This is a genomic window from Streptomyces guryensis, assembly GCF_021261325.1.
GTDB lineage: Bacteria > Actinomycetota > Actinomycetes > Streptomycetales > Streptomycetaceae > Streptomyces > Streptomyces guryensis.
This window is the reverse complement of record NZ_JAJSBI010000001.1, coordinates 626,024-652,371: the sequence shown is the minus strand read 5'-3', so window position 1 is coordinate 652,371 and position 26,348 is coordinate 626,024. Positions and strand designations below refer to the sequence as shown.

The window sequence follows — 26,348 nt, the reverse complement described above, 5'->3', positions numbered from 1 at the left end:
AACCTCCCCGTCGGCCCACCTCGTTCCGTACCGTACGGGGCGACGGAGGAGGGCATGACGTGGCCGAACTGCGCCTGGGTCCACTGCTGAGGTATGCCGACGGCTCGTCCGCGACCGTCTGGGTCGAGGCGAGCCGTCCGTGCACCGCCGAGGTGCGCTGCGCGGACGGCGCCCACGGCGAGGCCCGCACCTTCCAGGTCGCGGGCCACCACTACGCCCTCGTGCCGGTCACCGGGCTGACGCCGGGCACGACCACGCCGTACGACGTCCTCCTCGACGGCACGCGTGTATGGCCGCCGCCCGAGGCCCCCGGCGCCTCGCGGAGGTTCCCGCCGTCCGTCATCCGCACCTCGCCCGAGGGTGACGGGGTCCGGGTCGCCTTCGGCTCCTGCCGCTGGGCCGCCCCGCCCGCAGGTAAGCACGACCCCGCGGGCCCGGACGCCCTGGACACCCTTGCCGCGCGCATCGCGGCCGACCCGGACGGCGAACGGCCCGACGTACTGCTGCTGTTGGGCGACCAGGTGTACGCCGACGAGACCTCCGAGGCGACCCGTCGCTGGCTGGCCGCCCGGCGCGATCCGAGCGAGCCGCCGGGCAACGAGGTCGCGGACTACGAGGAGTACACCCGCCTCTACCACGAATCGTGGCTCGACCCCGAGGTGCGCTGGCTGCTGTCCACCGTACCGAGCTGCATGATCTTCGACGACCACGACGTCATCGACGACTGGAACACCTCCGCCGCCTGGCTGGCGGACATGCGGGCGACCCCCTGGTGGCGGGAGCGGTTGCTGAGCGGTCTGATGTCGTACTGGGTGCACCAGCACCTGGGGAACCTCTCCCCGGCCGAGCTGGCGGCCGACCCGCTGTACACGGCCGTATGCGAACTCCCCGACGGCACGGACGAGTTGCGCGCCTTCGCCTGCAGGGCCGACACCGATCCGGCCTCCGTGCGCTGGAGCTATCGGCGCGACTTCGGCCGCGTACGCCTGCTGATGGTGGACACCCGGGCGGCCCGCGTCCTGGACGAGGACAACCGCGCGATGCTCGACGCGGGAGAGGCCGAGTGGCTGCGGGAGCAGGCTCTGACCGGACGGGGGTCGTACGACCACCTTCTCATCGGCACCTCCCTGCCCTGGCTGCTGCCGCATCTGGTGCACGACGCCGAGGCGTGGAACGCGGCCCTGTGCCGGGGCGAGCGCGGGGCGCGCTGGGCGCGGTTCGGGGAGGATCTGCGGCGGCGGGCGGACCTGGAGCACTGGGCGGCCTTTCCGGCCTCCTTCGCCGCGCTGGCCGAGCTGATCGCTCAGGCCGGTTCGGGGCCGCAGGCACCGGCGACGGTGCTCGTCCTGTCGGGAGACGTGCACCATGCGTATGTGGCCGAGCCGACGGCCTGGCCCTCCCCTGCCCCGGACGCCCGCGTGCTGCAGCTGACCTGCTCCCCCGTCCACAACTCCGTCCCGCTCTCCATCCGTCTCGGCTTCCGCTTCGGCTGGAGTGCGGCGGCCCGGGCCCTCGGCCGGCGGTTCGCCCGGCACGGGCGGTGCGAGCAACCGCCGGTCAACTGGCGTAAAAAGGGCGGCCCTTGGTTCGGCAACCAGCTGATGACGCTGACCCTGCGGGGCCGCTCGGCGCGGCTGCGGCTGGAGCAGGCGCAGCCGAACAGCGTGCTGAAGACCGTGGAGGAGTCCACGCTCACCCCCATATGAAGCGGCCCATGCATATGAAGCGGCGCATGGGCGACCCATGAGTGCCAAACGGGGTGCCTGGGCCTCGGGTTGGTCCGTGTGCCTGATGGGATTCGGTCATGCTTTCGGACGCGGGCGCGGTGACCGGGGCCCTGCCACGTGCGGCTGCGGGCGAAACGGAACCGGAAGCGGAACCGAATCGATGGCTTGATGTTGAACTTGCAAGCATCGATTAGGCAGACCTAACGTGAATTACTCACTCGGCTCGTCCCCAGACCGGTCCGTCCCGGATCGGCCCGACCGAAGGAGAACCCCCACATGTCCGCTCGCCTCAACAACGCACAGCCGTACGCCCTCGGGCTGTTCCGCATCGTCGTCGGCCTGCTCTTCGCCTGCCACGGCGCCGCCTCGCTCTTCGGCGTCCTCGGCGGCGTGGCCGGAACCAACGGCGGCACCGTGGAGACCGGCGCCTGGCCGTTCTGGTACGCGGCCGCCATCCAGCTGGTCGGCGGCATCCTCGTGCTGCTCGGCCTCGCCACGCGCGCATCCGCCTTCATAGCCTCGGGCTCGATGGCGTACGCCTACTTCAAGGTGCACCAGCCGAACGCCCTGTGGCCGATGGAGAACGGCGGCGAAGCCGCGGCGATGTTCAGCTGGGCCCTTCTGCTGCTGGTCTTCACCGGCTCCGGCGCCTTCGGCCTGGACCGGCTGTTCACCAAGCGCGCCACGGCGCAGGACGAGGCCGCGACGGAGCAGCGGCCGGTTGCCGCCTGATCGCGTGCGCTGAACCGGCGCCCTGATCGACCGGCGGCCACGTGAACGTGCTGTGCCGGTCACACGCGCCCCCCATGAATCTCCCGTCACAGCCCACGCGTACGCTGTATGGCTGTTATGGCCGCCCTTGCCGCTCCCTCGCGACGTTCGCGGCACGGTACGGCCCACGGGGGAGTCACGGGGAGTTCGCGGTGCTGGAGAGTATGGGGTCGCTGACCGGCAGCCCTTGGATCTACGCCATGGTGGCGCTGTCGGTCCTGCTTGACGTGTTCGTGCCGGTCCTGCCGAGCGGGGTGCTGGTGATCACGGCCGCCACGGCGGCCGCCGCGGGCTCGGCGACCGGGCAGGTGCCGCACGCGGTCCCCGACATCCTGTCCCTGACGCTCTGCGCCGCCACGGCCTCCGTCCTCGGCGACCTGGTGGCCTACCGGCTGGCCTGGCGTGGCGGCGAACGTCTGGACCGCGCGATCGCCCGCTCACGCCGGCTGACCACCGCGCAGGAACGTCTCGGCGCCGCCCTGGCCCGCGGCGGCGGGGGGCTGGTCATCCTCGCCCGGTTCGCCCCGGCCGGCCGCTCGGTCGTCTCCCTCGGCGCGGGCGCCGCCCACCGCCGCGCCCGCGACTTCCTCCCCTGGTCCGCCCTGGCGGGCCTGACCTGGGCGACGTACAGCGTGGCCCTCGGCTACTACGGCGGCCAGTGGCTGGGCACGACATGGCTGGCCACGGGAGTATCGGTACTGGCACTGTTCGGCGCGGGAGCGGGAGCGGCATACGTGATGCGCCGCCCGACGAAGGCGTCGTAGGTCCGGGCAGGTCGGCCGAAATCCGCTGCCGGGCCCGGCAGCGCCCCTTCAGGGCGCGGGACTGTGTCGATTTGCGGCTCCGCCGCGCGGGCGGGACCAGCCAGGACGAACCCGCAGACGACCAACGACCCGACACACCCCCCGCGGCGAAGCCGCAACCCGAGGGCGCTAGGCGGACGCCTTCTGCCCCCGCACCTCAAGCCCGGCCAACAACTCCGCCGTGGCCTCGGCAACCGCCTCGACGGCGCGGTCGAAAACCTCCCGGTTGTGTGCGGCCGGCGCCCGAAAGCCGGACACCTTCCGCACGAACTGCAGGGCCGCGGCCCTGATCTCTTCCTCCGTCGCCTCTTCGGGCAACACGGGCGGGCGAAGTGTCTTGATGCTCCGGCACATGAGACAAGTCTCGCCCAACTCCGGGCCGACTGCGATGATCCTTCGCGAGGCGGCCACCACCACGGGGCCGACCGACGGAAGGACAAAAGAGTCATGGCGAACGACGCACTCACGGTGGCCGTCCTGGGCCCGGGCGGCATCGGCGGCCTCCTCGCGGGGCTCCTGTCCCGCGCCGGCCACCGCGTGATCTGCCTGGCGGGCGAGACCACCGCCGCGACCCTGCGCACGGACGGAATCCACGTCCGCAGCGGCCTGTTCGGCGACTTCAGGGCCCGTGTCGACGCGGACACCGCGCTACGGGAACCGGTCGACGCGTGCCTGGTCGCGGTCAAGCACACCTCCCTGGACGCCGCCCTCGACCGCGTCCCGCCCACGGCCCTCGGCGACGCCCTCCTCGTGCCGTTCCTGAACGGCGTCGAACACCCGGCAGCCCTGCGCGCCCGCTACCGTCCCGGCCTGGTCGCCCCTGCCGTCATCCGCGCCGAGTCGACCCGGGTCGCGGCGGGAGCGATCGAGCACGGCAGCCCCTTCGCCGAGATCGACCTGACCGGCGAGGGAGTGGACCGCGACCGGCTCGACTCCCTCGCCCGCGCGCTCGACACCGCAGGTCCGGCAACCCGCGTGCTCGACGACGAGACGGCCGCCCTCTGGGCGAAGATGTCGTTCCTGGCGCCGTTCGCTCTCCTCACCACCAGGTACGGCCTTCCCCTGGGTGACGTACGCACCGGGCATCGCGACGAGCTGACGGCCCTGGTGGAGGAGACGGCCGCGGTCAGCCGCGCGAGCGGAGGCCCGGCGGATCCGGCCCAGGCACTTGCCCGGTACGACGCCTTCCCACCGCGGACGAAGTCCTCGATGCAGCGCGACGCGGAGGCGGGCCGCCCGCTCGAACTGGACGCGATCGGCGGGGCGTTGCTGCGCGCGGCCGAGCGGCACGGGGTGAGCGTGCCGGTGACGGCGCGGGTGGTCCGGGAGTTGGCGGCCGCCGGGCACTGACGCCGTGCGGCAAGGGAGGGCGGAACGGGTCCCGTCAGGGGGGCTGCCGTATGGAGTGCAGGTCCACCCGCCAGTCGTTGGACGTGATCGGGTGCCCCTTCGGGTACTCCAGGTCGACCCGCCCGAGCAGGGTGAACCCGGCCCGTCGGCAGACCGAGTTCGACGGGCCGTTGCTCTCCTTCGGAAAGGCGTGCAGATACCGGTGCGCGCCGGTGTCCCGCGCGGCCTCCGCAACGGCCCGCGCCGCCCGCACGGCCAGCCCCCGCCCCTGGAACTCGGGCAGCACACCCCACCCCGCCTCCCACACCGTGCCGCCCCGCCACTCACGGTCCCAGAACCCGGCCGAGCCCACGGTCTCCCCGCTGCCCGCCAGCACGACCCGGTACATCTGGCCGGGCGTCACCTCCAGATACCGCCGATGCCGGTCGGCGAGCTTCTCCTCACTCTCGGGGCCGCCCAAGTGCACCGTCATCTCGGGGCTGTTGGCCCGCCGCAACAGCCACAAGTCACCCTCGCTCCAGGGCTCCAGCCGCACCTTCTCCATGTCCGCGAAGTCCATGCCGCCAACCATAGGAGCCGGGTCTGACAACGCCGCGGCTTCACCGGTGCGGCTACCCGTCCGGGGCGGCCCGGGGCGGTCAACAGGACCAGCCCCGGACCAAGGACGGCAAGTCCGCACCAGGAGACGGTCGGCAGGCGTTGGCCGAGGACGGTGACGCCCAGGACCGCCGCAACTGCGGGCTCTGCAAGGGTGAGCGACGTGGCCACCGACGCCGGGGTGTGGCGCAGCCCGTACCCGAAGAGCCGGTAGGCCAGGAAGACCGTGAACAGGGCGAGATACACCGCCACCGCCGCACCGCGGCCGGTGGCGACCAGCGGATGTCCACGGAGAGGAGAAGCGGCAGCACCAGAACCCCGGCCGTGCCGAACAGCACCCCCATCACCGCGTCGGACGGATGCCCACGGCTGATGAGCCTGCCGCAGATCAACGAGTAGGCGGCGTACGACAGCCCGGCGCATACGGCGAGCACGACGCCCGTCAGGTCCGTCGGCGCGGCACGTCCGGTGATTTCGCGACCCGGCACCAGAAGGGTGCAGCCCAGCACGGCCGCCGCCGTGGCACTGGTCCAGCGGGCGGTCGGGCGGGCCACTCCGGTGATCCAGGACAGCAGCCCGGCGAAGACCGGTGCGCTGCCCAACGCGATCACCGTGGCCACCGCCACCCCGGTCCGGGCCACCGCCGGATAGAAGGCCACCGGATAGCCGGCCACCGCCGGAGCGCCGAGGACGAGCAGCCAGCGCTCGGCGCGCGTGCAGGCGGCGGGCAGCGAGGCGGCGCCGCGCGAGGTGAGGAACAGGAGGATGCCGCCCACGGTGGGACCGGCGCAGCCGATGGCCGCCGCCGGTGCACCGGTGGGCGCCAGGGAACCGGCGGTCCCGCTCGTCCCCCACAGAACGGCTGAGATGAGGATGGGGGCGGGGCCGCCGAGGAGACCGGTACGGGACGGGCGCCGGCCGGGAGTGGCCGGGCGCGCGGGAGTCAGAGGGGTCGTGCGGTTCGGCACAGCCGTGATCCTCCGTCGTCGAATGCGTCTGGGAATCGATCCGAAACGGGCGCACGACACAAGCCCCTGACCGCCCTGCGGGCGCCGGGGCCGGGAATCAAACCATCAGTGTCCGCGCCCGGTCAGGCGCAGAGCGGCGGCAGAACGACGTGCTATCAGGCGTTCACCCCGCGATGGTATGTGCCCGGCACCACCCGTCCGCATGAACCCCGGGAAGGAACTCGCATCCCAAATTCGAACAGGCGTAGCATTGCATCGTGGCTACGACCTACGACTTTCCGAGTGACCTCCTCGCCGGTCAGGAGGAGCTGCATCAGGTCCGGGCGGAGCTGTCGGCCCTGCTCAAGCGGCTGCCCTGGTCGGTCCAGCCGCTGGACGGCTTCAGCGACACGGGCGGCTGGCGCAAGGTGGAGCGCCCCGCCTCCCCGGGCTGGACGGCCGACGAACAGGCCGAGGTGGAGAAGCTCCGTCAACGCGAGCACGAACTCGCCGTGTTCGTCAGCACCCACCGCTTCTGGGCGGAGATCACAACCGGAGACCGAGTGGCCGCCCGCACCAGCCTGAAGCACGCACACGAGGCATGAAACGAAGGCATGGAACCACCCGGCACAAGAAGACCCCGGCCATGATCGGCCGGGGTCTTCTTCCTGTGTGGGCGCGGACGGTTTCGAACCGCCGACATCCTGCTTGTAAGGCAGGCGCTCTACCCCTGAGCTACGCACCCGAGACGAGTCGACAGCCTACCTTGCCCGAGGCAGTGCCCCGCAAACCCGTATCCGTGGCCGGCCCGTGCGGGGGTTAGCCCCACCCTGCATCCGGGAGCGGCCCGGATCCCCCCGTGGCCTCCCGCTCCGTACGGTCGAAGCACCTTCATCATCCGTCCAGGGGGAGATCGTCATGGCCCGCGTCCGTACCCGTCCCATCGTCGCACGCGCCGTCCTCGCCGTCGGGGTCGTCGTGGTTCTCGTCGGGGGTGTCGCCGGCTGCGGGGCTTCCGCGGGGGACGACAAGGATCCCGATCACCGGTCGTTCGCGTTGACGGGGCACACGCTCACCGTCGACTCCGACGACTCGGCGCTGGAGATCGTCGCCGTGGACGGGAATCCGGCGGGGAAGGTCGAGGTCACGCGGTGGTTCCAGGGACGTGTCGCCATCGGGAAGGGCCCGAAGGTGAGCTGGACGATGGCGGACGACCGGCTGACGCTGCGGATGAAGTGCTTCGGTGTCGTCGCCGACTGCTCGGCCAAGCACCGGATCGAGGTGCCGCGCGGGGTCACCGTGAAGGTCGAGGACGGGGACGGGAGCGTGCGGGCGCGGGGGTTCAAGGACGCGCTGAGTATTCGTACGAGGGACGGGTCGGTGCATGTCACGGACTCCAGCGGGCCGCTGGAGCTGCACACCGGCGACGGGTCCGTGCGGGCCGCCGTCTCCTCGCGGCGGGTGCGCGCCGAGTCGGGTGACGGTTCCGTGGATCTCGAACTCGGTGCCGTGCCGGACCTGGTGGACTCCCGCAGTGACGACGGCTCGGTCACCATCGCGCTGCCCAAGGCGACGTACCGGGTGACCGCCACGACCGGGGACGGCTCGGTGCATGTGTCCGTGCCCCGGTCGGACTCCAGCTCGCATGTGGTGTCCGCGCGCAGCGGTGACGGCAAAGTCACCGTCGGGACCGCGAACTAACCGGCCCGTGTGTTCGTCCTTAACCGGTGGGAGAATGAAACGAGGCACCGGCCAGGACGGATGACAGCACGGGAGAGGGATGTGACGGCGACACCTTCGAAGCCGTACTCGCCGTCGGTGCCGGGTGCACACCGTCAGGCGATGAGGGATGTCTTCACCCTCGTCGCCCTGCCCCTCGTCGCCGCTCTCGCGCTGCCCGCCGCGTTCGCGGGCGGGGGCACCCGGCGCTGGTTCGGCGGGCGGGCCGAGAGCCAGCGGGCCGAGGCGCAGGCCGCGAAGGACGCCGCGGCCGCCGCGTTCTACGAGCTGGACACGGCGCAGCGCGATCTGCGGATCTCGATCGAGACGATCACGGCCGTCGACGGCACTCCTGCCGCCCGGCGGGCCGTGTCCGACTTCGAGGCGCTGGGGCGGCGGATCGACGAGGCCAGCCATCGCTATATCGAGGCCGTCGACGCGCACGACCTCGACCGGGACGATCTGGAGGCGTCGGCCGCGGCCCACGCGCGTACCGAGCTGACCAAGGCCAAGGACGATCTGGCGAACGTCAAGCGGGAGCTGGATCGTTTCGGTGACAGCCTCGGGCCGCTGCTCGGCAAGGCGGAGACCCAACTGGCCCGGCTGGCCCCGGCGGTGGAGCGGGCGAGGCAGGGGCTGCTCGCCGCTTCGAACGCGCTGGATGCCGTCCGGGAGACGAAGCTCAGGGCGGACGATCTCGCCGCCCGGCTCGCCGCCCTCGGTCCCGAGCTGACCAAGCTCAACCAGGGTGCGGGGCAGCACGGGGTGCCGCAGACCCTGGAGCGGGCCGAGCGGGTGGCACGGGAGGCCGAGGCGATCCGGGTGGAGGCCGGGCGGCTGCCCGAGAAGGCGGCCGAGATCGACCACCGCCTCGTGTCGCTGCGCACGCGCGCGCAGGCGCTCACTACCCGTGCCGGGCAGGTCGATCCGGTACTGAGCGAGCTGCGGCGGCGGTTCGTGGCGGCCTGCTGGCAGGACCTGCAGCACGTACCGGAGCAGGCCGCTGAGAACGTGCGCCAGGCCGAGCTGAAGCTGAAGGAGGCGCAGGCCGCGCGGGATGCCCAGCGCTGGCCGGACGCGACCTCGCTGCTGTCGACGGTCCGGGCGCTGCTGAACACGACGGATGAGTCCGTCTCGGCGGCCCGGGACCGGCTGCAGCGGCTGAACGCCGTGCAGAAGGACCCTCAGCAGGAGATCGACCGCACGCGGTTCGCGATCCGGGACGCCCAGCGGCTGGCGATGACGGGCCGGACGACGCCGGATCCGCGTCACGCCCGCCCGCTGGACGACTCGGTGGCCCGGCTGGAGCGCGCGATCGCCTCCCTGGAGGGCCGCAACCCCGACTACTGGCACTTCCTCACGGAGACGGAGGCGGTGCGCGAGACGGTGGCCCGGGTGGTCTCGCAGATCCGGGAGGAGCGCGGGGGCGGCCATTGAGCCGCCGCCGGAGCGCGGGTATGCACCAGCTCGCCCCGCCGCCGTACGACGGGCAGCCGGCTGGCGTCGGCGGGCGGCGCCGCTGTGACACCGGGTTATGCCCTTCAGCGGCATCGCCTGCCGCTTGCCGGGCGGCGTGGCTGTGCAGCCGGCCGGCCATGTCGTGGCGCTGTCCCGGTCACGCCCGGAAACCGGCCCCATGACTTGGGTCACACTCGTTGCTCCGCACCGCCGCTAACCTGGTCGCATGCCTCGTTATGAGTACCGCTGCAGGACTTGCGGCGACACGTTTGAGCTGAGCCGGCCGATGGCTCAGTCCTCCGATCCGGCGATGTGCCCTGCCGGGCATGGGGACACGGTGAAGCTCTTGTCGACGGTGGCGGTGGGCGGGACCGCGTCCGCCCCTGCCGCGGCACCGCGGGGCGGTGGCGGCGGGGGCGGGTGTTGTGGTGGAGGGTGTTGCGGCTAGGTGGGCCGGTGCGTGGTTGTCCGCGGGTGCATGGGGGTTGTTCGCGCCCACGCGGCGGAGCCGCAAACTGATACAGCCCCGCGCCTCTAGAGCGGCGCTCCTGCTCGCGTCGCCTTCAGGAACTCCCGGAGGATTCGCTCGCCTGCCAGCACGCCCCGCTCCGGGAGCGCCGTGATCGTCGGTGCCGTCCACTCGGCGTCGGCCAACTCGCCGTGGCCCGGGCGCCAGCTGCGGTCGGCGGCGAGCAGGAGGTCGGCGTCCAGGAGCGAGTCGCCCGCGGCCAGCGTCAGATCCGCGCCCGTGCGCCGGGCGACCTCGTGCATCGCGGCGCTCTTGGTCAGCGGCTTCGGGACGGCGTAGATCTTGCGGCCCTGCAGCGACACCGTCCAGCCGCGGTTCTCCGCCCACACCGCGAGCTCCTTGACCCACTCCTCGGGCAGCAGCTCCCGCTCGACGACGAGATAGGCGAAGAGGTCCTCGGCGACCCGGTGCTTGCGCACCCACTCCGGGTCCGCCGTGGCCAGCAGATGCTCCCGCACCTCGTCCAGCGGAGCGCACTGCTCGGCCAGCAGTGCCGTCACCTGCGCGTGCCAGTCGAGGTCGGAGACGCCGTCCACCATCAGATGGCCGCCGTTGGCGCAGATCGCGTACTTCGGCGCGGGGCCCGGCAGGTTGATGCGCTGGTACTGCTTGCGTGTCCGGGTCGTCGTCGGTACGAAGACCGCCGCGTCGCCCAGGTCGGTCAGCAGGCCGGCCGCGGTTTCCGTCATGAAGGAGAGCGGTCTGCTCTCGTGCACCTCGACACAGAGCAGCCGGGGCGCCCGTGCGTCCGGCATGGTCAGCGCGAGGGCCGCGGAGGAGTAGATGAGCGTACGGTCGAGGTCGCTCGCCACCAGCACCGGCATCAGAGCGCCACCGCCTTGCCGTCGGCGCCCGTGGCGCCCCGCGTGTACTTGGGGTGGATCAATCCCACACAGGTGTACGGCAGTTCGGCCACCTCTTCCACCGGTACTCCTCTCTGCTCGGCGAGCAGTCGTACGTGGTCCAGGTCGGCGCCCGCTCCGGCCCGCGCCAGGATCTTCCACGGCACCCGGCGCAGCAGCACGCGCGTGGTCTCGCCGACGCCGGGCTTGACCAGGTTCACGTCGTGGATGCCGTACTCCTCGCTGATGCGCTCTACGGCCGCCCAGCCCTCCCAGGTCGGCTCGCGGTCGCCGGACAGCAGCTCCTTGACCTGTGTGGTGACGGCGTCCGCGACCTCCGGGAAGCGGGCGGCGACGGCGTCCAGGAAGTCCACCGAGACATCCGTGCCGGCGAGTTCGCGGTAGAACTTGGCGCCGTGGAAGTCGTGCGGGCCGACCAGGTCCGCGCGCAGCACGGTCCGTGAGATCAGGCCCGAGACGGTCGAGTTGAGGCAGGCCGAGGGTATGAGGAAGTCCTCCCGGGTGCCGTACGTCCGCACGCAGGAGCCCGGGTCGGCCAGCACCGCGATCTCCGGGTCGAAGCCGGTGATGCCGTCGGACGCCTCGAACTCCTTGATGGCGTCGGCGAGTTCGCGGGTGATGGCGCCCTTGCCGGTCCAGCCGTCCACGAAGACGACGTCGGAAGGGTCGTGGTGGGCGGCCAGCCAGCGCAGCGCGTTGGCGTCGATGCCGCGGCCGCGGACGATCGAGACGGCGTAGTGCGGCAGGTCGAGGCCGTGCCGGTACTGCGCCCAGCGGCGCATGAGCACGCCGACCGGAGTGCCCGCGCGGGCCAGCGACACCAGCACCGGCCGCGGCGACCGCTCGGCCAGCACGATCTCCGTCACCGCGCCGACCGCCAGGGCGAGACGCGCCGCGGACTCACCGAGCGCCGCGTGGAACAGCTCCTGGTACTGCTCGCTCGGCTGGTACTCCACCGGCAGCGACTCCGCGTAGTGCGCGCCGCCGCTCTGGATGGCCTCCTCCCGCTCCTCGGTCGGCGCCTCCAGCGTCACGTCCGAGAGGTCCTGCAGCAGCCAGCCGACCTCCTCGGGCGGATACGAGGAGAAGGCGGGGCCGCGGAGGGGCTCGGGCAGCATGGCGGGCCTTTCGGGAACGTACAGGGGCTCTGGCACGTAGGAGGGCACGACCGCCAGCAGAACATGCGGGGCATGGGCGGCCAGCTGGGCCAACAGGCCGTCCGGTGCGTGCAGTTCGGGGGTGTCGGCGGCCGAGTCGACCACGGCGACCACCGCGTCGAAGCCGCCGCCGGCGACGTTGTAGGCGTAGCGCTGACCGGGGCCGTCGGCCGGGTCGTCGTGGGCGGGGAAGACGATGCGGCTGCGTATCGCGTAACCGGGGTCGTCGACCGCGAGGACGGGTGAGCGGGTGGTCGTGGAGTACCGCACCTCGGCGTCGGCGAGCTGCTCCAGCTCGCGGGCGAGCCTGAGGGGGGTGTACATCAGCTCCTCGAAGCCGAGGACGAGTACGCGGTGCGCGTTGGTGGGGAGTGCCTCTGCGAGGCGGGCTGCCATCGCGGGCAGGGCGTTTTCGAGGCGGGTGCGGTGGCTTGGCGTGAAGCCGTGACGCCCCCCGTCGGGGAGGCCGCGGGGCCAGAACAGTTCGACGCGGGTGACGTGGCCGTTTTCGGGTCGCGTCTGCCGGGTGCGATTGTCTTCCGGGTGCAGGTCGTGTGGGGCTGGTCGCGCAGTTCCCCGCGCCCCTGGGGGGGTGCTGCCCAAGTCGGCTTCAACGGCACCGCCCTTGTTCGGGGGCTCGGGGAACTGCGCGACCGGCCACGACGAACCCGCAGCCGACGAACCACCCGCCGCGGCACTCTCCGCCTCGTACCGCGCCACCAGCTCCTGCCCCCTCTCCAACACGCCGTGAGGCAACCGCACCGTCCCGGAAGCGGCCGCGACGAGGTCGACCGCCGCACCGATCTCCCGCGCAAAACCCTCCAGCCGCCCCAGATCCGCCGCCGACCGCATGTCGACCAGGGCCACGACGACGTACCGCCGCCGCGGATACCGCGCGTGAAGGTCCCGGATGGTGTTCAGCACCGTATTGCCCGTGGAGAACTCGTCGTCGACCAGCACCAGCGGCCCGTCCCCCACCAGCAGCGCGGGATCCTCCGGCAGCAACAGGTGGGACGTGGCATGCGAGTGCGACTCCTCGAAGCCGCCTGCCGGGGCGACGGAGGCGACCGGACGACGCGTGGAGTGCAGGTACGGGGCGAGCCCCACACCGTCGGCGACCGAGTGGCCGAGCCCCGTCGCCGTCTCCGCGTAGCCGAGCACGACCGCCCGGGCGGCCTCCTCGTCACCCAGGAGCTCCCGCACCCGGCGGCCGAGTGCGAACCCGTACTCGTACACCACGGACGGCGACTGCGGCACGTGCTTGCCCAGCACGTTGGAGACCAGTAGATGCGCCCGCTTGGGATTGCGGCGCAGAGCCAGTCCCAGCAGGCCGGTCAGCTTGTCGTCGCCCACGAGTTCGACACCGAGCCGCTCGGCGACCCAGGTGCCGGACCAGACCGGGTTGTTCACTGCGTTGATCACTTGCCCCTTGATGGCTAGACAGTGCGGCTCAGCCGGGAATGCCCGCGGCGAGCAGGTCCACGAAGCTGACGTCCTCGCGGGCGACGCCGAACACCTCGGCCCGCAGCATGGTCCGCTCGGCCCATGCGCGGTGCGGCTTCACCTCGTTCATCTTGTTGGTGTACGCCGACCTCAGTACACCCCCGCCGCCCCGCTCGGGCCGCAGGATGTCCGCGGCGTCGCCGAACTCTTCGTGACTGACCACGGACAGCGCGTGCACGGGCAGTACGTGGGAGGGGTGGATGCAGGTCTTGCCCAGCAGGCCGTTGGCCTGGTCCAGGGAGATCTCCCGCAGCAGCCCGTCCATGGCGTGCTCAATCAGTTTCTCGCGCAGCTCGACGGCCTGCCCTTCGAGGAAGGGGCTGGTCCGCAGCATCGGCTTGAACATGCGCTCCGGGACCCGGAAGTACTCCCACACCGGCCCGGTCACCGTGAACCCGGTGCCGTCGGCCCGCCCCAGCAGGTTCACCACGTCGGAGATCACGGAGGCGACGACATGGACGTCGTACGCCGTCATGTCGGGGGCCCGGCGCAGACCGTACGAGGAGCAGAAGTCGGTCACGCCCAGGCGCAGCGCGAGCACGCGGTCGCGGTACTTGTCGACGGCGCGGGCGATGCCCTCCAGGGTCTCCACCCGCGACTCGCGGTAGAGCAGCTCGGGCGACTCCAGCACCGGCATGGCGAACAGCCGGTGCCCGCTCGCGGCCTCGGCGCTCGCCAGGGCCTCCAGGAAGGGGATCCCGCGCTCCTCGGTGAACTTGGGCATCACGAACCCCGACAGCAGCCGGACGCTCGCCCCGAGCCGCTGAACGAGATCGGGGATCTGCTCGGGCGTACGGACCCGGACGAACAGCAGCGGGAGCTCGGCTGCGTGCCGCCCGTCCAGCTCGGCGAACTGGCGGACGAGGTTCTCCTCCCCCGCCACCACGTCCGCGTCGTCGATCGAGTCCTCCAGGCACAGCACCATCGAGACCACACCCAGTCCGGCCTGCTTGACGACGTCGTCGGCGAGCCGCGGTCTCGTGGCCGGACTGTAGAGCGTGGCGCCCAGGGCCGCGGAGAGCACCCGGGCCGGGGAGTCCGTGCCGAACTCGCACGGCTCCTGATGGAAGAGGCGCTGCCGCACCTCCGGGGCGATGTGCCCGAAATGACGCATAGAACTCCCCCGTGACGCCAGGTAAGGCTGTGGATTCGATGACAGGTGGCCGGTAATAGTACGTAGAGAGTCGTGCCAAAGGTTCCCGTGGGGCATGAATTTCTGGTAACTCGGCCATGTCGACGGCGATTCCACAAGCCGTCGACACGGTCGCGGGTCTCCCACCCCGCGTTGTCGTGATCAGGACCGAGAGGGCAGGATGACCGCATGACGCACGCGATGCTGAAGGGGTCGAACGTCCCGCTCGAGGCCGCCACGGTGCGCGCCGTGCTGCGCTGGACGCCCGGGCAGGGGGTCCCGGACGTCGACGCCTCTGCGCTGCTCCTCGGCCCGGACGGTCGTGTGCGCTCCGACGAGGACTTCGTCTTCTACAACCAGCCCCGGCATCCGTCCGGGAAGGCCAGGTGGCTCGGCAAGAAGCGGGTCGCCGACGGCCTCACCGACACGATCCAGACAGACCTGGCCGGAGTCGAGGCCGACGTCAGCCGGATTCTTCTGGTCGCTTCGGCGGACGACGTCACCTTCGACCGCGTACAGGGTCTGCGCATCCTGCTGTACGACGCGGCGAGCGCGGCCGACGAGCCGCTGATCCTCTTCGACATCAAGCCCGAGACGGGCCAGGAGACCGCCCTGATCTGCGGCGAGTTGTACCGCCGTGACAAGGCCTGGAAGTTCCGCGCGCTGGGCGAGGGCTACTCGGACGGCTTGAAGGGCCTGGCCACGGAGTTCGGCATCTCGGTGGACGAGTCGGAGGCCACTGTGGAACCCGCCCCCGAGATCTCCCAGCCCCTCCCCCCGGAGCAGCCCACCGCCGTCCCCACCCAGCCGATCTACGGCTACCCCCAGCAGCCCCCCACCACCCAGCCCGCCTACGGCTACCCCCAGCCCGCAGCAGCCTCCACCGGCTACGGCTACCCGCCTCCGGTGACGGTCCCGGCCCCGAACCCGGACTTCCGGCTCCCGCCGCAGGGGCCGCAGTTCATCGGGCGCTAAGGAGCGCCCCCAAGGGGCGGGGGGAGCTGCGCGACAAGCCACAGCAAACCCGCAGCCGCCGACGAACAGGGCCACCCGAGCTCTCCGGGCACCGGCCGAGAACCAGCGTCAGCGCTCCACCGCGGACTTGTAGCCCCGCCCCCACTGCAACCCCCACCCGTACAACCGATCCAACTCCGCCTGAAACCCGTAGACGAACTTCACCTCACGCCGCACCACCAGCTCCCCCTTCACGTTCTCGATCATCACCACCGCACACGACCGGGCCTGCGGATGCCGCTCGTCGAGGTGGATCTCGATCCGGGGCCCGTTGCTCGGATACAGCGTGACGATCGCGTGCGTACGGTCGAACGCCGGCGTCTGGTCGTAGATGTACACGAAGACCAGCAGCCGCTTGATCTCGTCCCGGTGGTCGAGGTTGACGTACATCGTCTCGCCGGACGCCGACCCGAACCGGTCGTCGCCGCTGAGCTTGACGTACGGCGGCGCATTGACGTCCCCGAGGTAGTTGCCGAGCGGCTGCACCACGCCCTTCGTGCCGTCCTGGAGCTCGTACAGGCACGCCAGGTCGAGGTCGACGTTGACCATGCTCTGGCCGTGCCCCATGACCTCCGCGGGCTTGAGCGCCTTGAAGGGGTGACGGAACAGGGACTCCCGCTGCGAGCCTCCGATGTCGGACGTCCGCATCCGCCAGCTCAGGTTGACGCGCAGATGCCCGGTGGCCGCCCCCTGCTTGGTGAGGGAGACCTGGTGGTGCCGTTTGGTCAGCTCGATGGAGTTGGTGGCCGCGCTGCCCGAGTCGAAGTCGTCCGCGCGTCCACGCCGGAGTCCGTCGAAGAAGCCCATTCCCGCCCCCAGATTCACCCGGGTCCTGCCGGACCCGGCTCCACTTGAAAAACCGGCGGGGCGGCCGGAGACCGGCCGCCCCGCACAGAGCGTTCCCTCGGAGCCTGTGTCATATCCCAGGCCGGGCGCGCCTCACACCCCGGACGGGATCTCAGCCTTCTCGTCCGAGCCCGCCGCTTTTCCCTCGGCTGCCGCGAGCGCCTTGTTGCGGCGCACCGAGGACCAGAAGGACCAGGCGATCAGGACGACACCGACGAGGCCGGTGATGACCTCGTTGATCTGGTACTGGATGGTGACCATGAGGATCACGGCCAGCGCGCCGATCGCGTAGTGCGCGCCGTGCTCCAGGTAGACGTAGTCGTCGAGAGTGCCCTGGCGGACCAGGTACACGGTCAGCGAACGGACGTACATGGCGCCGATACCGAGGCCCAGCGCCATCAGCACGATGTCGTTGGTGATGGCGAAGGCGCCGATCACACCGTCGAAGGAGAAGGACGCGTCGAGGACCTCGAGGTAGAGGAACATGAAGAACGCGGCCTGGCCCGCGAGGACGACCGGCGAGCGCTTCTTGCCGGTGCGCGCGGCCTCTTCCTCCTCCTCGTGCTCCCGCTCCTCCTCTTCCTCGAGCTTGTCCTCGAAGTAGCCGGAGAGTCCGCCGACGACCATGTACGTGATCAGACCGGCGATGCCGGAGATCAGCACCGTCTGCGCCTTGTCGACGTGCGCGCCGCCGTGCTGGTGGGCGTGGGTGGCGAAGGTGAACGAGGTGATCAGCAGGACGACCAGGGCGATGCAGACCGACAGCATGTCGACCTTGCCGAGCTTGGCCAGCGGGCGCTCGATCCAGCGCAGCCACTGGATGTCCCGGTCCTCGAAGATGAAGTCGAGGAAGATCATCAGCAGGAACATGCCACCGAAGGCGGCGATCGACGGGTGGGCGTCGGTGACCAGCTGCTGGTAGCGGTCCTTGTTGTTGAGGGCGAGGTCGACGGCCTGGATGGGGCCCATCTTGGCGCTGATCGCGACGATGACGACCGGGAAGACCAGCCGCATGCCGAAGACCGCGATGAGGACGCCGACGGTGAGGAAGATCTTCTGCCAGAAGGCGTTCATCTTCTTCAGGATTCCGGCGTTGACCACAGCGTTGTCGAACGACAGCGAGATCTCGAGGATGGAGAGGATCGCCACGATGCCGAGGGCCTCCCACCCCCCGTAGAGGACGGCGACGGCCAGGCCGACCGCGGTAATCGCGAACGACCAGCCGAAGGTTTTCAGAAGCACTGGCTACCCAATCCGTATCGGTACGGGTCTCTCCCCCGCGCCGTACTCGCCTTTACGAAACGTTGACTCCAAAGTCTAGAGCGATGCCCCGGAGCCCCGACGCGTACCCCTGTCCCACCGCCCGGAACTTCCATTCGCCCTGGTAGCGGTAGAGCTCACCGAAGATCATCGCGGTTTCGGTGGAGGCGTCCTCGCTGAGGTCGTAGCGCGCGAGCTCCTGGCCGTCGGCCTGGTTGACGACGCGGATGAAGGCGTTGCTCACCTGTCCGAAGGTCTGGGCGCGCTCGTCGGCCATGTGGATCGAGACCGGAAAGACGATCTTGTCGCAGTGGGCCGGCACCTGGCCGAGGTCGACCAGGATCGACTCGTCGTCGCCCTCGCCCTCACCGGTGAGGTTGTCGCCGGTGTGCTCCACCGAGCCCTCCGGGCTCTTGAGCTGGTTGTAGAAGACGAAGTACTCGTCGCCCAGGACCCGGTTGCCGGCGCCGCACAGCAGGGCGCTGGCGTCCAGGTCGAACGGGGCTCCGGTGGTGGAGCGCGCGTCCCAGCCCAGCCCGATCATCACCTGGGTCAGGTTGGGTGCGGCCTTGGACAGGGAGACATTGCCCCCCTTGGCGAGCGTGACGCCCATGATGCTGGTCCTCCCCGAGATGGTGCTTCTTTGGTTGTCCTGCGCGTCCGGCGCCGCACGCAAACGGTGCGGCGCCGGACGATGTGAGACCCGGTGACGGATCTCAGACGTTCACGCCGAAGTCCTGCGCGATGCCGCGCAGGCCCGAGGCGTACCCCTGACCGATGGCGCGGAACTTCCACTCCGCGCCGTTGCGGTACAGCTCGCCGAAGACCATGGCGGTCTCCGTCGAGGCGTCCTCGGAGAGGTCGTAGCGGGCGATCTCGGCCTCGCCCGCCTGGTTCACCACGCGGATGAACGCGTTGCGCACCTGGCCGAACGACTGCTGGCGGTTCTCGGCGTCGTAGATCGAGACCGGGAACACGATCTTCTCGACCTCGGCCGGGACGGCCGCGAGGTTGATCTTGATCTGCTCGTCGTCGCCCTCGCCCTCACCGGTGATGTTGTCCCCGGTGTGCTCGACCGAGCCGTCCGGGCTCTTGAGGTTGTTGAAGAAGACGAAGTTGGCGTCACTGCCGACCTTGCCCGACGCGTTCAGCAGCAGCGCGCTGGCGTCCAGGTCGAAGTCGGTACCGGTCGTGGTGCGGACGTCCCACCCCAGACCGACGATGACCGCGGTCAGGCCCGGGGCCTCCTTGGTCAGCGATACGTTGCCGCCCTTGCTGAGGCTGACTCCCACGAGTCCTCCATTGGTGTCCAGGGGCGGGGAGCCCCGCCGTGCGTCTGATACCGGATCAACGATTCGATCCTAGTGAGGGGTTCCCGCCGCACGCATGGCTTGGAGCCGAAGAATCACAGGGTGTCGAGCGCCTTCACGTACTCGCTCAGGTCGCGGGCGTCCGGCAACGCGTTGACGACGGTCCAGCGCACGACACCCTCCTTGTCGATGACGAAGGTGCCGCGTACCGCGCAGCCCTTGTCCTCGGCGAAGACGCCGTAGGCGCGCGAGACCTCGCCGTGCGGCCAGAAGTCGCTCAGCAGCGGGTACTCCAGGCCCTCCTGCTCGGCGAAGACGCGCAGGGTGTGGATGGAGTCGTTGGAGACGGCGAGCACCTGGGTGTCGCGGTCGGAGAACTGCGGCAGGTTGTCCCGCACCTCGCACAGCTCACCGGTGCACACTCCGGTGAAGGCGAAGGGGTAGAAGAGCAGGACGACGTTCTTTGGGTTCTCGCCGCCCCGGAACTCGGAGAGCTTCACGGTGGCGCCGTGGTTGTCCTTGAGCTCGAAGTCGGGGGCCTTGTCGCCGACCTGGATCGCCATCGGGATACGTCCCTTTCGGTGGGGCTGTTCGGGTGGCACCCACCCTACGCAGCGGCCACGGAAAGCCGACGGACGGGCTGAGCGTACTCAGCCCGTCCCCGGTGGTCTTCTACTTCTTGGACTTGGCTGCCTTGGGCGTCACCAGCCGACTGCCGCTCCAGTCCTTGCCCACGCTGACGCTCTTGGAGGCGGACAGCCCCGCCGTCGTCGCGGCTTCGGAGATGTCGCTCGGCTCCACGTAGCCGTCGCGGCCGGTCTTCGGCGTCAGCAGCAGGATCGAGCCGCCCTCCTCGATGTACGTGGTGGCATCCACCAGCACATCGGTCAGGTCGCCGTCGTCGTCGCGGAACCAGAGCACCACGGCATCGGCGACGTCGTCGTAGTCCTCGTCCACAAGGTCGCTGCCGATGACCTGCTCAATGGCCTCGCGGAGTTCCTGGTCTACGTCGTCGTCGTAGCCGATCTCCTGGACCACCTGCTCGGGCTGGAACCCCAGCCTCACGGCAGGGCTCGTCTCCGCGTGGTCCGCGGTCGCGCTCACGGGGTGCCTCCTGATCATGAATTGGAAAGTGTTCAGCCACGCGCGTGCGCGAAGCATTGGCCGTAGTCCACACGGGCGGGGCGGATCGCGCAAGTACCCGGCCGTTCAGACCGCCGAAACGGTGACGATCCTGGCCGTGTCACCCCAACTCCAGGCACGCAACCGCCGCCACAAGTGACCTACACCACACCTTTCTGCCCCCTTTGTGGCATTGGGAACCAGGTGGAGCTGACGCAGGTCTCGGTTACCTCTCAGTAGAGATGACGTTTGCTTTCCCGAGGTACACGATGGGGAACGGTGCAGGCGTACCGAAAAGCAGCTCAATGCAGCCCTCTGACAGGTAAGGAACAGCGTGGCTTCCGGATCCGATCGCAATCCGATCATCATTGGCGGCCTTCCGAGTCAGGTTCCTGACTTCGATCCCGAGGAGACCCAGGAGTGGCTCGACTCCCTGGACGCCGCCGTCGACGAGCGCGGCCGTGAGCGGGCCCGCTACCTGATGCTGCGGCTGATCGAGCGGGCTCGCGAGAAGCGCGTGGCCGTGCCCGAGATGCGCAGCACGGACTACGTCAACACGATCCCCACCAAGAGTGAGCCGTTCTTCCCCGGCAACGAGGAGATCGAGCGCAAGGTCCTGAACGCCACCCGCTGGAACGCGGCGGTCATGGTCTCGCGCGCCCAGCGCCCCGGCATCGGCGTCGGCGGCCACATCGCCACCTTCGCCTCCTCCGCGTCGCTCTACGACGTCGGCTTCAACCACTTCTTCCGCGGCAAGGACGAGGGCGACGGCGGCGACCAGGTCTTCTTCCAGGGCCACGCCTCTCCGGGCATCTACGCGCGCGCGTTCCTGCTCGACCGCCTCAGCGAGGAGAACCTCGACGGTTTCCGGCAGGAGAAGTCGAAGGCCCCGCACGGGCTGTCCTCGTACCCGCACCCCCGCTCGATGCCGGACTTCTGGGAGTTCCCGACCGTGTCGATGGGCCTCGGCCCGATCGGCGCGATCTTCCAGGCCCGGATGAACCGCTACATGCACGCGCGCGGGATCGCCGACACGAGCAAGTCCCAGGTGTGGGCGTTCCTCGGCGACGGCGAGATGGACGAGCCGGAGTCGCTCGGCCAGCTGACCATCGCCGCCCGTGAGGGCCTGGACAACCTGACCTTCGTGGTCAACTGCAACCTGCAGCGCCTGGACGGCCCGGTGCGCGGCAACGGCAAGGTCATCCAGGAGCTGGAGTCGGTCTTCCGCGGCGCCGGCTGGAACGTGATCAAGCTCATCTGGGACCGCTCCTGGGACCCGCTGCTCGCCCAGGACCGCGACGGCATCCTCGTCAACAAGATGAACACGACGCCGGACGGCCAGTTCCAGACCTACGCCACCGAGTCCGGCGCGTACATCCGCGAGAACTTCTTCGGCGACGACCAGCGGCTGCGCGCGATGGTCGAGGGCATGACCGACGACCAGATCCTGCACCTGGGCCGCGGCGGTCACGACCACAGGAAGATCTTCGCGGCGTTCTCGGCGGCCAAGGCGCACAAGGGCCAGCCGACGGTGATCCTGGCCAAGACGATCAAGGGCTGGACGCTGGGCCCGAACTTCGAGGGCCGCAACGCCACGCACCAGATGAAGAAGCTGACGGTCGACGACCTCAAGCGCTTCCGCGACCGGCTGCACCTGCCGATCTCCGACAAGGACCTGGAGAGCGGGGTTCCGCCGTACTACCACCCGGGCCGGAACTCGGAAGAGATCCAGTACATGCACGACCATCGCAAGCAGTGCGGTGGGTACGTCCCGACCCGCGTCGTGCGCTCCAAGCCGCTCGCGCTGCCGGACGACAAGACGTACGCGACGGTGAAGAAGGGCTCGGGTCAGCAGTCGATCGCGACCACGATGGCCTTCGTCCGTCTCCTCAAGGACCTCATGCGGGACAAGGAGATCGGCAAGCGGTTCGTACTGATCGCGCCGGACGAGTACCGCACGTTCGGTATGGACTCCTTCTTCCCGAGTGCGAAGATCTACAACCCGCTGGGGCAGCAGTACGAGGCCGTGGACCGCGACCTGCTGCTCGCCTACAAGGAGTCGCCGACCGGCCAGATGCTGCACGACGGCATCTCGGAGGCGGGCTGCACGGCCTCGCTGATCGCGGCGGGCTCGGCGTACGCCACACACGGCGAGCCGCTGATCCCGGTCTACGTCTTCTACTCGATGTTCGGTTTCCAGCGCACCGGCGACCAGTTCTGGCAGATGTCCGACCAGCTGGCGCGCGGTTTCGTCCTGGGTGCGACCGCCGGCCGTACGACGCTGACCGGTGAGGGTCTGCAGCACGCGGACGGCCACTCGCAGCTGCTCGCCTCGACCAACCCGGGCTGTGTCGCCTACGACCCGGCGTACTCGTACGAGATCGCGTACATCGTGCAGGACGGTCTGCGGCGGATGTACGGCGGCGACGCGGAGCACCCGCACGGCGAGGACGTCTTCTACTACCTCACCGTCTACAACGAGCCCATCCAGCACCCGGCCGAGCCTGCGAACGTGGACGTCGAGGGCATCCTCAAGGGCATCCACCGGCTCTCCGAGGGCCCTTCGGGGTCGATCCCGGCGCAGATCATGGCGTCCGGTGTGGCCGTGCCGTGGGCCGTCCAGGCGCAGAAGATCCTCGCCGAGGAGTGGAACGTCAAGGCCGACGTCTGGTCGGCGACCTCCTGGAACGAGCTGCGGCGCGAGGCCGTGGACGTCGAGCGGCACAACCTGCTGCACCCCGAGGAGGAGCAGCGGGTGCCGTACGTGACGCAGAAGCTGTCGAGTGCGCAGGGGCCCTTCGTGGCCGTGTCCGACTGGATGCGGGCGGTTCCGGACCAGATCGCGCGGTGGGTGCCGGGGTCTTACCAGTCCCTGGGTGCGGATGGGTTCGGCTTCGCCGACACCCGGGGGGCGGCTCGGCGGTTCTTCCACATCGATGCGGAGTCGATCGTGGTGGCGGTACTGACGGAGCTGGCCAAGGAGGGGAAAGTCGATCGGTCGGTGCTCAAGCAGGCCATTGACCGGTATCAGCTTCTGGATGTCGCGGCGGCGGATCCGGGGGCGGCCGGCGGGGACGCATAACGCCGAGGCCGGTTTGAGGGCGGCGGGACCAGATGGTCTCGCCGCCCTTACTCGTTCTTTACGATGCGGGCATGAAGCATCAAACGGCGCAGGGGCGTTGGGAGCAGTACTCCCAGCGGCCCCTGCTGGCGCTCGCGGTGGGTTTTGCCGTCGCGTATGCCGTGCCGATCGTGGACCACTCCGCGGGGCACTCGCTGACCTCCGCGTGCACGGTGGTGGAGTGGGTGGTCTGGGGGGCGTTCGCCACGGACTATCTGGTGCGGGTGGGGCTCGCCCCGCGGCGCAAGGAGTTCGTACGGACGCACTGGATAGACCTCTGCGCCGTCGTGCTGCCGATGCTTCAGCCGTTGCGGCTGCTGCGGATGGTGTCGACGCTGATACTCGTCGGGCGGCGGGCGCGGATGGCCCCGCAGATCCAGCTGACGACGTATGTCGCGGGCGCCGTCGTCGGGTTGCTGATGTTCGGGTCGCTGGCCGTGCTGTCCGTGGAGCGGGAGTCGCCGAACGGGAACATCCGGACGCTGGGTGACGCGGTGTGGTGGTCGTTCACCACGATGACGACCGTGGGGTACGGGGATCATGCGCCGACCACGGGGCTGGGGCGGATGATCGCCGTCGGGCTGATGCTGGCCGGTATAGCCCTGCTGGGTGTGGTCACCGCGAACATCGCCACGTGGTTCATCGCACGGTTCGAGAAGGACGATGTGGAGGAGCGGCGGCAGACGGAGGCGATCGAGGCGCTTACGGAGGAGGTACGGGCGCTTCGGGCCGAGGTCGCGGCGTTGCGGGAGCCGTCGGGTACGCCGTGAACGGGAGGCGCCGCGGGTTCGCTTGCCCGCGCGTGCGGGGGGCTGCTCTCTTTGGGAGGGGCGCCGCCCGTGGCGGCACGACTGCCCGCGGGCGAGCCCCCGGCCGATCCGCCGGGGGCCCTTCCCTCACGCGCCCCGGGTCACAGAAGACCGTTGCCCGGGGTTGCCGCTCCGGCGAGCCACACGATCGCCAGGAGCGTGTCGATGGCGCCCAGTACGAAGGCGACCAAGGCCGGGACCGAGCGGCTGCCCGCCCAGGTGCGACCCATTGCCAGCCAACCGCAGACGATCGCCAGGGGGCCGAGGATGATCCCCAGCACGAAGAATCCGGCGACCGCGCAGATGGTTCCGATGATTCCGAGCGTTGCGCGATCCGGCCCGGTCCGTGACCACGTGCGGCCACGTGAGCGGGGGTACCTGCGCGTTCCGTGTCCGAAGCCCGCCATCATCAACTCCCTGAACCCCGGGGTCTGTTCGGGGTTCAACGAGCGGGTACCCACCGTGCGCTTCCTAATCCTCGGGCTGCCGGCGCGCTGACCCCCTCCGGCAGCGCGCCGCAGCACCGATCACCCTCCACGCCGTACGAACGTGCCCTAGGAACATGCCGTGTGGAGGGCTTGACCACTGTGGCCTGCGGCTCGCATGGGACGCGAGGAATCTTTAGCTTCTTCACCCTGATAGGCGAAGTCCGTTGAAAACCCGTCAGGTTCGCCGGGTGTCCCCCGCGTCAGATGTGGGCCGCGCCCGCTCCCGCCTCCGCGTTCTCGCCGCGCTTGGTGAGCAGGGCGACGAAGACGGCCACGACCGCGACTCCGCAGGCGACCAGGGACGCCAGGCTCATGCCGGAGATGAACGTGTCGTGCGCGACGCCCGCGATCTTCGCGGCGATCGCCTCCGGGGTTCCCTTGGCGACCGGGGCCACACCGACCTGGACGGCCTCGGAGGCCTGGCCCAGCTGGGTGGGGGTGAGCGGCGGGAGCCCGGCGTCCTTCCAGTTGGCCGGGAGGTCGCTGTCGACCTTGGACGCCATCACGGCGCCGAGGACGGCCGTACCGAGGCTGCCGCCGATCTGCATCGCCGCCTGCTGGAGGCCGCCGGCGACGCCGGAGAGCTCCATGGGCGCGTTGCCGACGATGACCTCCGTGGCGCCGACCATGACCGGCGCGAGGCCGAGGCCGAGGAGGGCGAACCAGAGGGACATTTCGGCGCTGCCCGTGTCCGCCTTCAGCGTCGACATGCCGTACATGGCGATCGCGGTGGCCGCCATGCCGCCGGCCAGCGGGATGCGCGGGCCCAGCTTGGTGATCAGCGCGCCCGCGAGCGGGGAGCCGACGATCATCATGCCGGTGAGCGGCAGCAGATGCTCGCCGGCCTTGATCGGGCTCATGCCGTGCACGTTCTGGAGGTAGAACGTCACGAAGAACAGGCCGCCCATGAAGGCGATGGCCATCAGGACCATCAGCACGACACCCGCCGACAGCGGGACCGAGCGGAACAGGGTCAGCGGGATCAGCGGCTCCTTGACCTTCGTCTCCCAGAAGGAGAAGAGGACGAAGCCGACGATCGAGACGGCTATGAACGTCCAGGTCCTGCCGTCGCCCCAGCCCCAGGCCGGGGCCTTGATCAGGGCCCAGACCAGGCAGAACATCGCGCCGGAGAGCAGGGCGATGCCGAGGAGGTCGAAGGAGCGCGGGGCGTTCTCGGCGCGGTGGTCGCGCAGGATCAGCAGGCCCAGGAGCAGGGCTGTCACGCCGACCGGCACGTTGATGAAGAACACCGACTGCCAGTTGACGTGCTCGACCAGGACGCCGCCGAGGATCGGGCCGCCGGCGGTGGAGGCGCCGATGACCATGCCCCAGATACCGATGGCCATGTTGAGCTTCTCGGCCGGGAAGGTCGCCCGCAGCAGGCCGAGCGCGGCCGGCATCAGCAGCGCGCCGAACAGTCCCTGGAAGACCCGGAAGGTGACGACCGCGGCGATGCTGTTGGACAGGCCGATGGCACCCGAGGCGGCGGCGAAGCCGGTCACGCCGATCAGGAAGGTCTGGCGGTGCCCGAAGCGGTCGCCCAGCTTTCCGGCGGTGATCAGGGAGACCGCGAGGGCGAGGAAGTACCCGTTGGTGATCCACTGGACGTCGGCGAAGCTCGCCTTGAGGTCCTTCTGGATGGCCGGGTTGGCGATGGCCACGATGGTGCCGTCGAGGGCCACCATCATGACCCCGACGGCGACGGTGATGAGGGTGAACCACGGGTGGCCGCGCAGCCCGGCGGCCTGCGGCGCGTCCGACGGGGCTGCCGGTGCCCTGTCCCCCGGCCCCGTCGTGTCGATGGTGGTCTGACTAGTCATGT

The 26,348-nt window shown here is 70.1% G+C and carries 25 protein-coding genes, 1 tRNA gene and 1 pseudogene; 11 read left to right on the top strand and 16 right to left on the bottom strand.

Annotated elements, in window-relative coordinates:
* Positions 1–59: 59 nt before the first annotated feature.
* The 3 genes from LJ657_RS03060 to LJ657_RS03050 all read left to right on the top strand — a co-directional run bounded on the left by LJ657_RS03060 (position 60) and on the right by LJ657_RS03050 (position 3,262).
* The gene (locus LJ657_RS03060; RefSeq protein ID WP_232646602.1) at positions 60–1,706 is read left to right on the top strand and encodes an alkaline phosphatase D family protein; all 1,647 of its coding nucleotides are present in this window, start codon (positions 60–62) and stop codon (positions 1,704–1,706) included.
* A gap of 297 nt (positions 1,707–2,003) precedes the next feature.
* Complete coding sequence (locus tag LJ657_RS03055) at positions 2,004–2,459, top strand: DoxX family protein (RefSeq protein ID WP_232646601.1); 456 nt, start codon at positions 2,004–2,006, stop codon at positions 2,457–2,459.
* 191 nt (positions 2,460–2,650) lie between these two features.
* Entirely contained in the window at positions 2,651–3,262 is a 612-nt protein-coding gene (locus LJ657_RS03050) for a DedA family protein (RefSeq protein ID WP_232646600.1), read from the top strand.
* 168 nt (positions 3,263–3,430) lie between these two features.
* Here LJ657_RS03050 and LJ657_RS03045 read toward each other — a convergent pair whose 3' ends face one another.
* Positions 3,431–3,655 (bottom strand): DUF2277 domain-containing protein, encoded by a 225-nt coding sequence (locus LJ657_RS03045; protein WP_232646796.1) that lies wholly within the window; start codon positions 3,653–3,655, stop codon positions 3,431–3,433.
* Between the two features lie 93 nt (positions 3,656–3,748).
* Between LJ657_RS03045 and LJ657_RS03040 the strand changes: the two genes are divergently transcribed.
* Positions 3,749–4,651 carry a ketopantoate reductase family protein gene (locus LJ657_RS03040; protein WP_232646599.1) on the top strand — a complete coding sequence of 301 codons (903 nt, stop codon included), beginning with the start codon at positions 3,749–3,751 and terminating at the stop codon, positions 4,649–4,651.
* A 34-nt stretch (positions 4,652–4,685) separates the two neighbouring features.
* On the opposite strand, the gene LJ657_RS03035 is transcribed toward LJ657_RS03040, so the two are convergent.
* The 3 genes and pseudogenes from LJ657_RS03035 to LJ657_RS48865 form a co-directional block, all read right to left on the bottom strand.
* A complete protein-coding gene (locus LJ657_RS03035) occupies positions 4,686–5,210 on the bottom strand; it encodes a GNAT family N-acetyltransferase (protein WP_232646598.1) in 525 nt (174 codons plus the stop codon).
* The gene (locus LJ657_RS48870) at positions 5,120–5,671 is read right to left on the bottom strand and encodes a DMT family transporter (protein ID WP_232646795.1); all 552 of its coding nucleotides are present in this window, start codon (positions 5,669–5,671) and stop codon (positions 5,120–5,122) included. Before LJ657_RS48870 ends, LJ657_RS03035 begins: the two co-directional genes overlap by 91 nt.
* Before the next feature lie 362 nt (positions 5,672–6,033).
* Positions 6,034–6,216 (bottom strand): annotated as a pseudogene (locus tag LJ657_RS48865) (EamA family transporter); the annotation flags it as partial.
* A gap of 257 nt (positions 6,217–6,473) precedes the next feature.
* On the opposite strand from LJ657_RS48865, the gene LJ657_RS03020 reads away from it, so the two are divergent.
* Positions 6,474–6,800 carry a DUF8825 domain-containing protein gene (locus LJ657_RS03020; protein WP_232646597.1) on the top strand — a complete coding sequence of 109 codons (327 nt, stop codon included), beginning with the start codon at positions 6,474–6,476 and terminating at the stop codon, positions 6,798–6,800.
* A 68-nt stretch (positions 6,801–6,868) separates the two neighbouring features.
* On the opposite strand, the gene LJ657_RS03015 is transcribed toward LJ657_RS03020, so the two are convergent.
* A tRNA-Val gene (locus LJ657_RS03015) sits at positions 6,869–6,940 on the bottom strand.
* A gap of 173 nt (positions 6,941–7,113) precedes the next feature.
* Here LJ657_RS03015 and LJ657_RS03010 point away from each other — a divergent pair.
* The 3 genes from LJ657_RS03010 (at position 7,114) to LJ657_RS03000 (ending at position 9,820) form a co-directional block, all read left to right on the top strand.
* The gene (locus tag LJ657_RS03010) at positions 7,114–7,896 is read left to right on the top strand and encodes a DUF4097 family beta strand repeat-containing protein (RefSeq protein WP_232646596.1); all 783 of its coding nucleotides are present in this window, start codon (positions 7,114–7,116) and stop codon (positions 7,894–7,896) included.
* Positions 7,897–7,977: 81 nt separating this feature from the next.
* Positions 7,978–9,351, top strand: a complete 1,374-nt coding sequence (locus LJ657_RS03005; protein ID WP_232646595.1) for a coiled-coil domain-containing protein — start codon at positions 7,978–7,980, stop codon at positions 9,349–9,351.
* A 247-nt stretch (positions 9,352–9,598) separates the two neighbouring features.
* A complete protein-coding gene (locus LJ657_RS03000; protein WP_232646594.1) occupies positions 9,599–9,820 on the top strand; it encodes an FmdB family zinc ribbon protein in 222 nt (73 codons plus the stop codon).
* Positions 9,821–9,906: 86 nt separating this feature from the next.
* On the opposite strand, the gene LJ657_RS02995 is transcribed toward LJ657_RS03000, so the two are convergent.
* Genes LJ657_RS02995 through LJ657_RS02985 form a run of 3 tightly spaced genes read right to left on the bottom strand, consistent with a single transcriptional unit; the run spans position 9,907 to position 14,538 of the window.
* Positions 9,907–10,725, bottom strand: coding sequence for an HAD family hydrolase (locus LJ657_RS02995; RefSeq protein ID WP_232646593.1), 819 nt, complete (start codon positions 10,723–10,725; stop codon positions 9,907–9,909).
* Positions 10,725–13,343 carry a phosphoribosyltransferase gene (locus tag LJ657_RS02990; RefSeq protein ID WP_232646592.1) on the bottom strand — a complete coding sequence of 873 codons (2,619 nt, stop codon included), beginning with the start codon at positions 13,341–13,343 and terminating at the stop codon, positions 10,725–10,727. The genes LJ657_RS02995 and LJ657_RS02990 overlap by 1 nt, the downstream gene beginning before the upstream one ends.
* A gap of 28 nt (positions 13,344–13,371) precedes the next feature.
* The gene (locus tag LJ657_RS02985; RefSeq protein ID WP_232646591.1) at positions 13,372–14,538 is read right to left on the bottom strand and encodes an HpcH/HpaI aldolase/citrate lyase family protein; all 1,167 of its coding nucleotides are present in this window, start codon (positions 14,536–14,538) and stop codon (positions 13,372–13,374) included.
* Positions 14,539–14,745: 207 nt separating this feature from the next.
* Between LJ657_RS02985 and LJ657_RS02980 the strand changes: the two genes are divergently transcribed.
* Positions 14,746–15,531, top strand: a complete 786-nt coding sequence (locus LJ657_RS02980) for a TerD family protein (RefSeq protein ID WP_232646590.1) — start codon at positions 14,746–14,748, stop codon at positions 15,529–15,531.
* A 108-nt stretch (positions 15,532–15,639) separates the two neighbouring features.
* Here the strand turns inward: LJ657_RS02980 and LJ657_RS02975 are convergent, their stop codons facing one another.
* The 6 genes from LJ657_RS02975 to LJ657_RS02950 form a co-directional block, all read right to left on the bottom strand.
* The gene (locus LJ657_RS02975) at positions 15,640–16,377 is read right to left on the bottom strand and encodes a TerD family protein (protein ID WP_232646589.1); all 738 of its coding nucleotides are present in this window, start codon (positions 16,375–16,377) and stop codon (positions 15,640–15,642) included.
* Between the two features lie 132 nt (positions 16,378–16,509).
* Positions 16,510–17,658: a DUF475 domain-containing protein gene (locus tag LJ657_RS02970; protein ID WP_232646588.1), complete on the bottom strand. Its 1,149-nt coding sequence runs from the start codon at positions 17,656–17,658 to the stop codon at positions 16,510–16,512.
* Positions 17,659–17,710: 52 nt separating this feature from the next.
* Entirely contained in the window at positions 17,711–18,289 is a 579-nt protein-coding gene (locus LJ657_RS02965) for a TerD family protein (protein ID WP_232646587.1), read from the bottom strand.
* A gap of 103 nt (positions 18,290–18,392) precedes the next feature.
* Positions 18,393–18,968, bottom strand: a complete 576-nt coding sequence (locus tag LJ657_RS02960; protein WP_232646586.1) for a calcium homeostasis/redox stress adaptation protein — start codon at positions 18,966–18,968, stop codon at positions 18,393–18,395.
* Positions 18,969–19,081: 113 nt separating this feature from the next.
* Positions 19,082–19,549, bottom strand: a complete 468-nt coding sequence (locus LJ657_RS02955; protein WP_232646585.1) for a peroxiredoxin — start codon at positions 19,547–19,549, stop codon at positions 19,082–19,084.
* A gap of 109 nt (positions 19,550–19,658) precedes the next feature.
* Positions 19,659–20,090: a DUF3052 domain-containing protein gene (locus LJ657_RS02950; protein WP_232646584.1), complete on the bottom strand. Its 432-nt coding sequence runs from the start codon at positions 20,088–20,090 to the stop codon at positions 19,659–19,661.
* A 352-nt stretch (positions 20,091–20,442) separates the two neighbouring features.
* Here LJ657_RS02950 and aceE point away from each other — a divergent pair, with 352 nt between their 5' ends.
* Positions 20,443–23,190 (top strand): pyruvate dehydrogenase (acetyl-transferring), homodimeric type, encoded by a 2,748-nt coding sequence (gene aceE, locus LJ657_RS02945; protein ID WP_232646583.1) that lies wholly within the window; start codon positions 20,443–20,445, stop codon positions 23,188–23,190.
* Between the two features lie 71 nt (positions 23,191–23,261).
* Complete coding sequence (locus LJ657_RS02940; protein ID WP_232646582.1) at positions 23,262–23,999, top strand: potassium channel family protein; 738 nt, start codon at positions 23,262–23,264, stop codon at positions 23,997–23,999.
* A gap of 140 nt (positions 24,000–24,139) precedes the next feature.
* Here the strand turns inward: LJ657_RS02940 and LJ657_RS02935 are convergent, their stop codons facing one another.
* Both LJ657_RS02935 and LJ657_RS02930 read right to left on the bottom strand, forming a co-directional pair.
* Positions 24,140–24,448 (bottom strand): small hydrophobic protein, encoded by a 309-nt coding sequence (locus tag LJ657_RS02935; RefSeq protein ID WP_232646794.1) that lies wholly within the window; start codon positions 24,446–24,448, stop codon positions 24,140–24,142.
* A 278-nt stretch (positions 24,449–24,726) separates the two neighbouring features.
* Positions 24,727–26,346 (bottom strand): MFS transporter, encoded by a 1,620-nt coding sequence (locus LJ657_RS02930; protein ID WP_232646581.1) that lies wholly within the window; start codon positions 26,344–26,346, stop codon positions 24,727–24,729.
* Between the last annotated feature and the right edge of the window lie 2 nt (positions 26,347–26,348).

Bases quoted from the DNA above. Each gene is read 5' to 3' on its own strand.
- LJ657_RS03055 (WP_232646601.1), top strand. From the start codon at position 2,004: ATGTCCGCTCGCCTCAACAACGCACAGCCGTACGCCCTCGGGCTGTTC.
- LJ657_RS03045 (WP_232646796.1), bottom strand. From the start codon at position 3,655: ATGTGCCGGAGCATCAAGACACTTCGCCCGCCCGTGTTGCCCGAAGAG.
- LJ657_RS03040 (WP_232646599.1), top strand. From the start codon at position 3,749: ATGGCGAACGACGCACTCACGGTGGCCGTCCTGGGCCCGGGCGGCATC.
- LJ657_RS03035 (WP_232646598.1), bottom strand. From the start codon at position 5,210: ATGGACTTCGCGGACATGGAGAAGGTGCGGCTGGAGCCCTGGAGCGAG.
- LJ657_RS48870 (WP_232646795.1), bottom strand. From the start codon at position 5,671: ATGCGCCGGGCTGTCGTACGCCGCCTACTCGTTGATCTGCGGCAGGCT.
- LJ657_RS03010 (WP_232646596.1), top strand. From the start codon at position 7,114: ATGGCCCGCGTCCGTACCCGTCCCATCGTCGCACGCGCCGTCCTCGCC.
- LJ657_RS03000 (WP_232646594.1), top strand. From the start codon at position 9,599: ATGCCTCGTTATGAGTACCGCTGCAGGACTTGCGGCGACACGTTTGAG.
- LJ657_RS02995 (WP_232646593.1), bottom strand. From the start codon at position 10,725: ATGCCGGTGCTGGTGGCGAGCGACCTCGACCGTACGCTCATCTACTCC.
- LJ657_RS02985 (WP_232646591.1), bottom strand. From the start codon at position 14,538: ATGCGTCATTTCGGGCACATCGCCCCGGAGGTGCGGCAGCGCCTCTTC.
- LJ657_RS02980 (WP_232646590.1), top strand. From the start codon at position 14,746: ATGACGCACGCGATGCTGAAGGGGTCGAACGTCCCGCTCGAGGCCGCC.
- LJ657_RS02975 (WP_232646589.1), bottom strand. From the start codon at position 16,377: ATGGGCTTCTTCGACGGACTCCGGCGTGGACGCGCGGACGACTTCGAC.
- LJ657_RS02965 (WP_232646587.1), bottom strand. From the start codon at position 18,289: ATGGGCGTCACGCTCGCCAAGGGGGGCAATGTCTCCCTGTCCAAGGCC.
- LJ657_RS02955 (WP_232646585.1), bottom strand. From the start codon at position 19,549: ATGGCGATCCAGGTCGGCGACAAGGCCCCCGACTTCGAGCTCAAGGAC.
- LJ657_RS02940 (WP_232646582.1), top strand. From the start codon at position 23,262: ATGAAGCATCAAACGGCGCAGGGGCGTTGGGAGCAGTACTCCCAGCGG.
- LJ657_RS02935 (WP_232646794.1), bottom strand. From the start codon at position 24,448: ATGATGGCGGGCTTCGGACACGGAACGCGCAGGTACCCCCGCTCACGT.
- LJ657_RS02930 (WP_232646581.1), bottom strand. From the start codon at position 26,346: ATGACTAGTCAGACCACCATCGACACGACGGGGCCGGGGGACAGGGCA.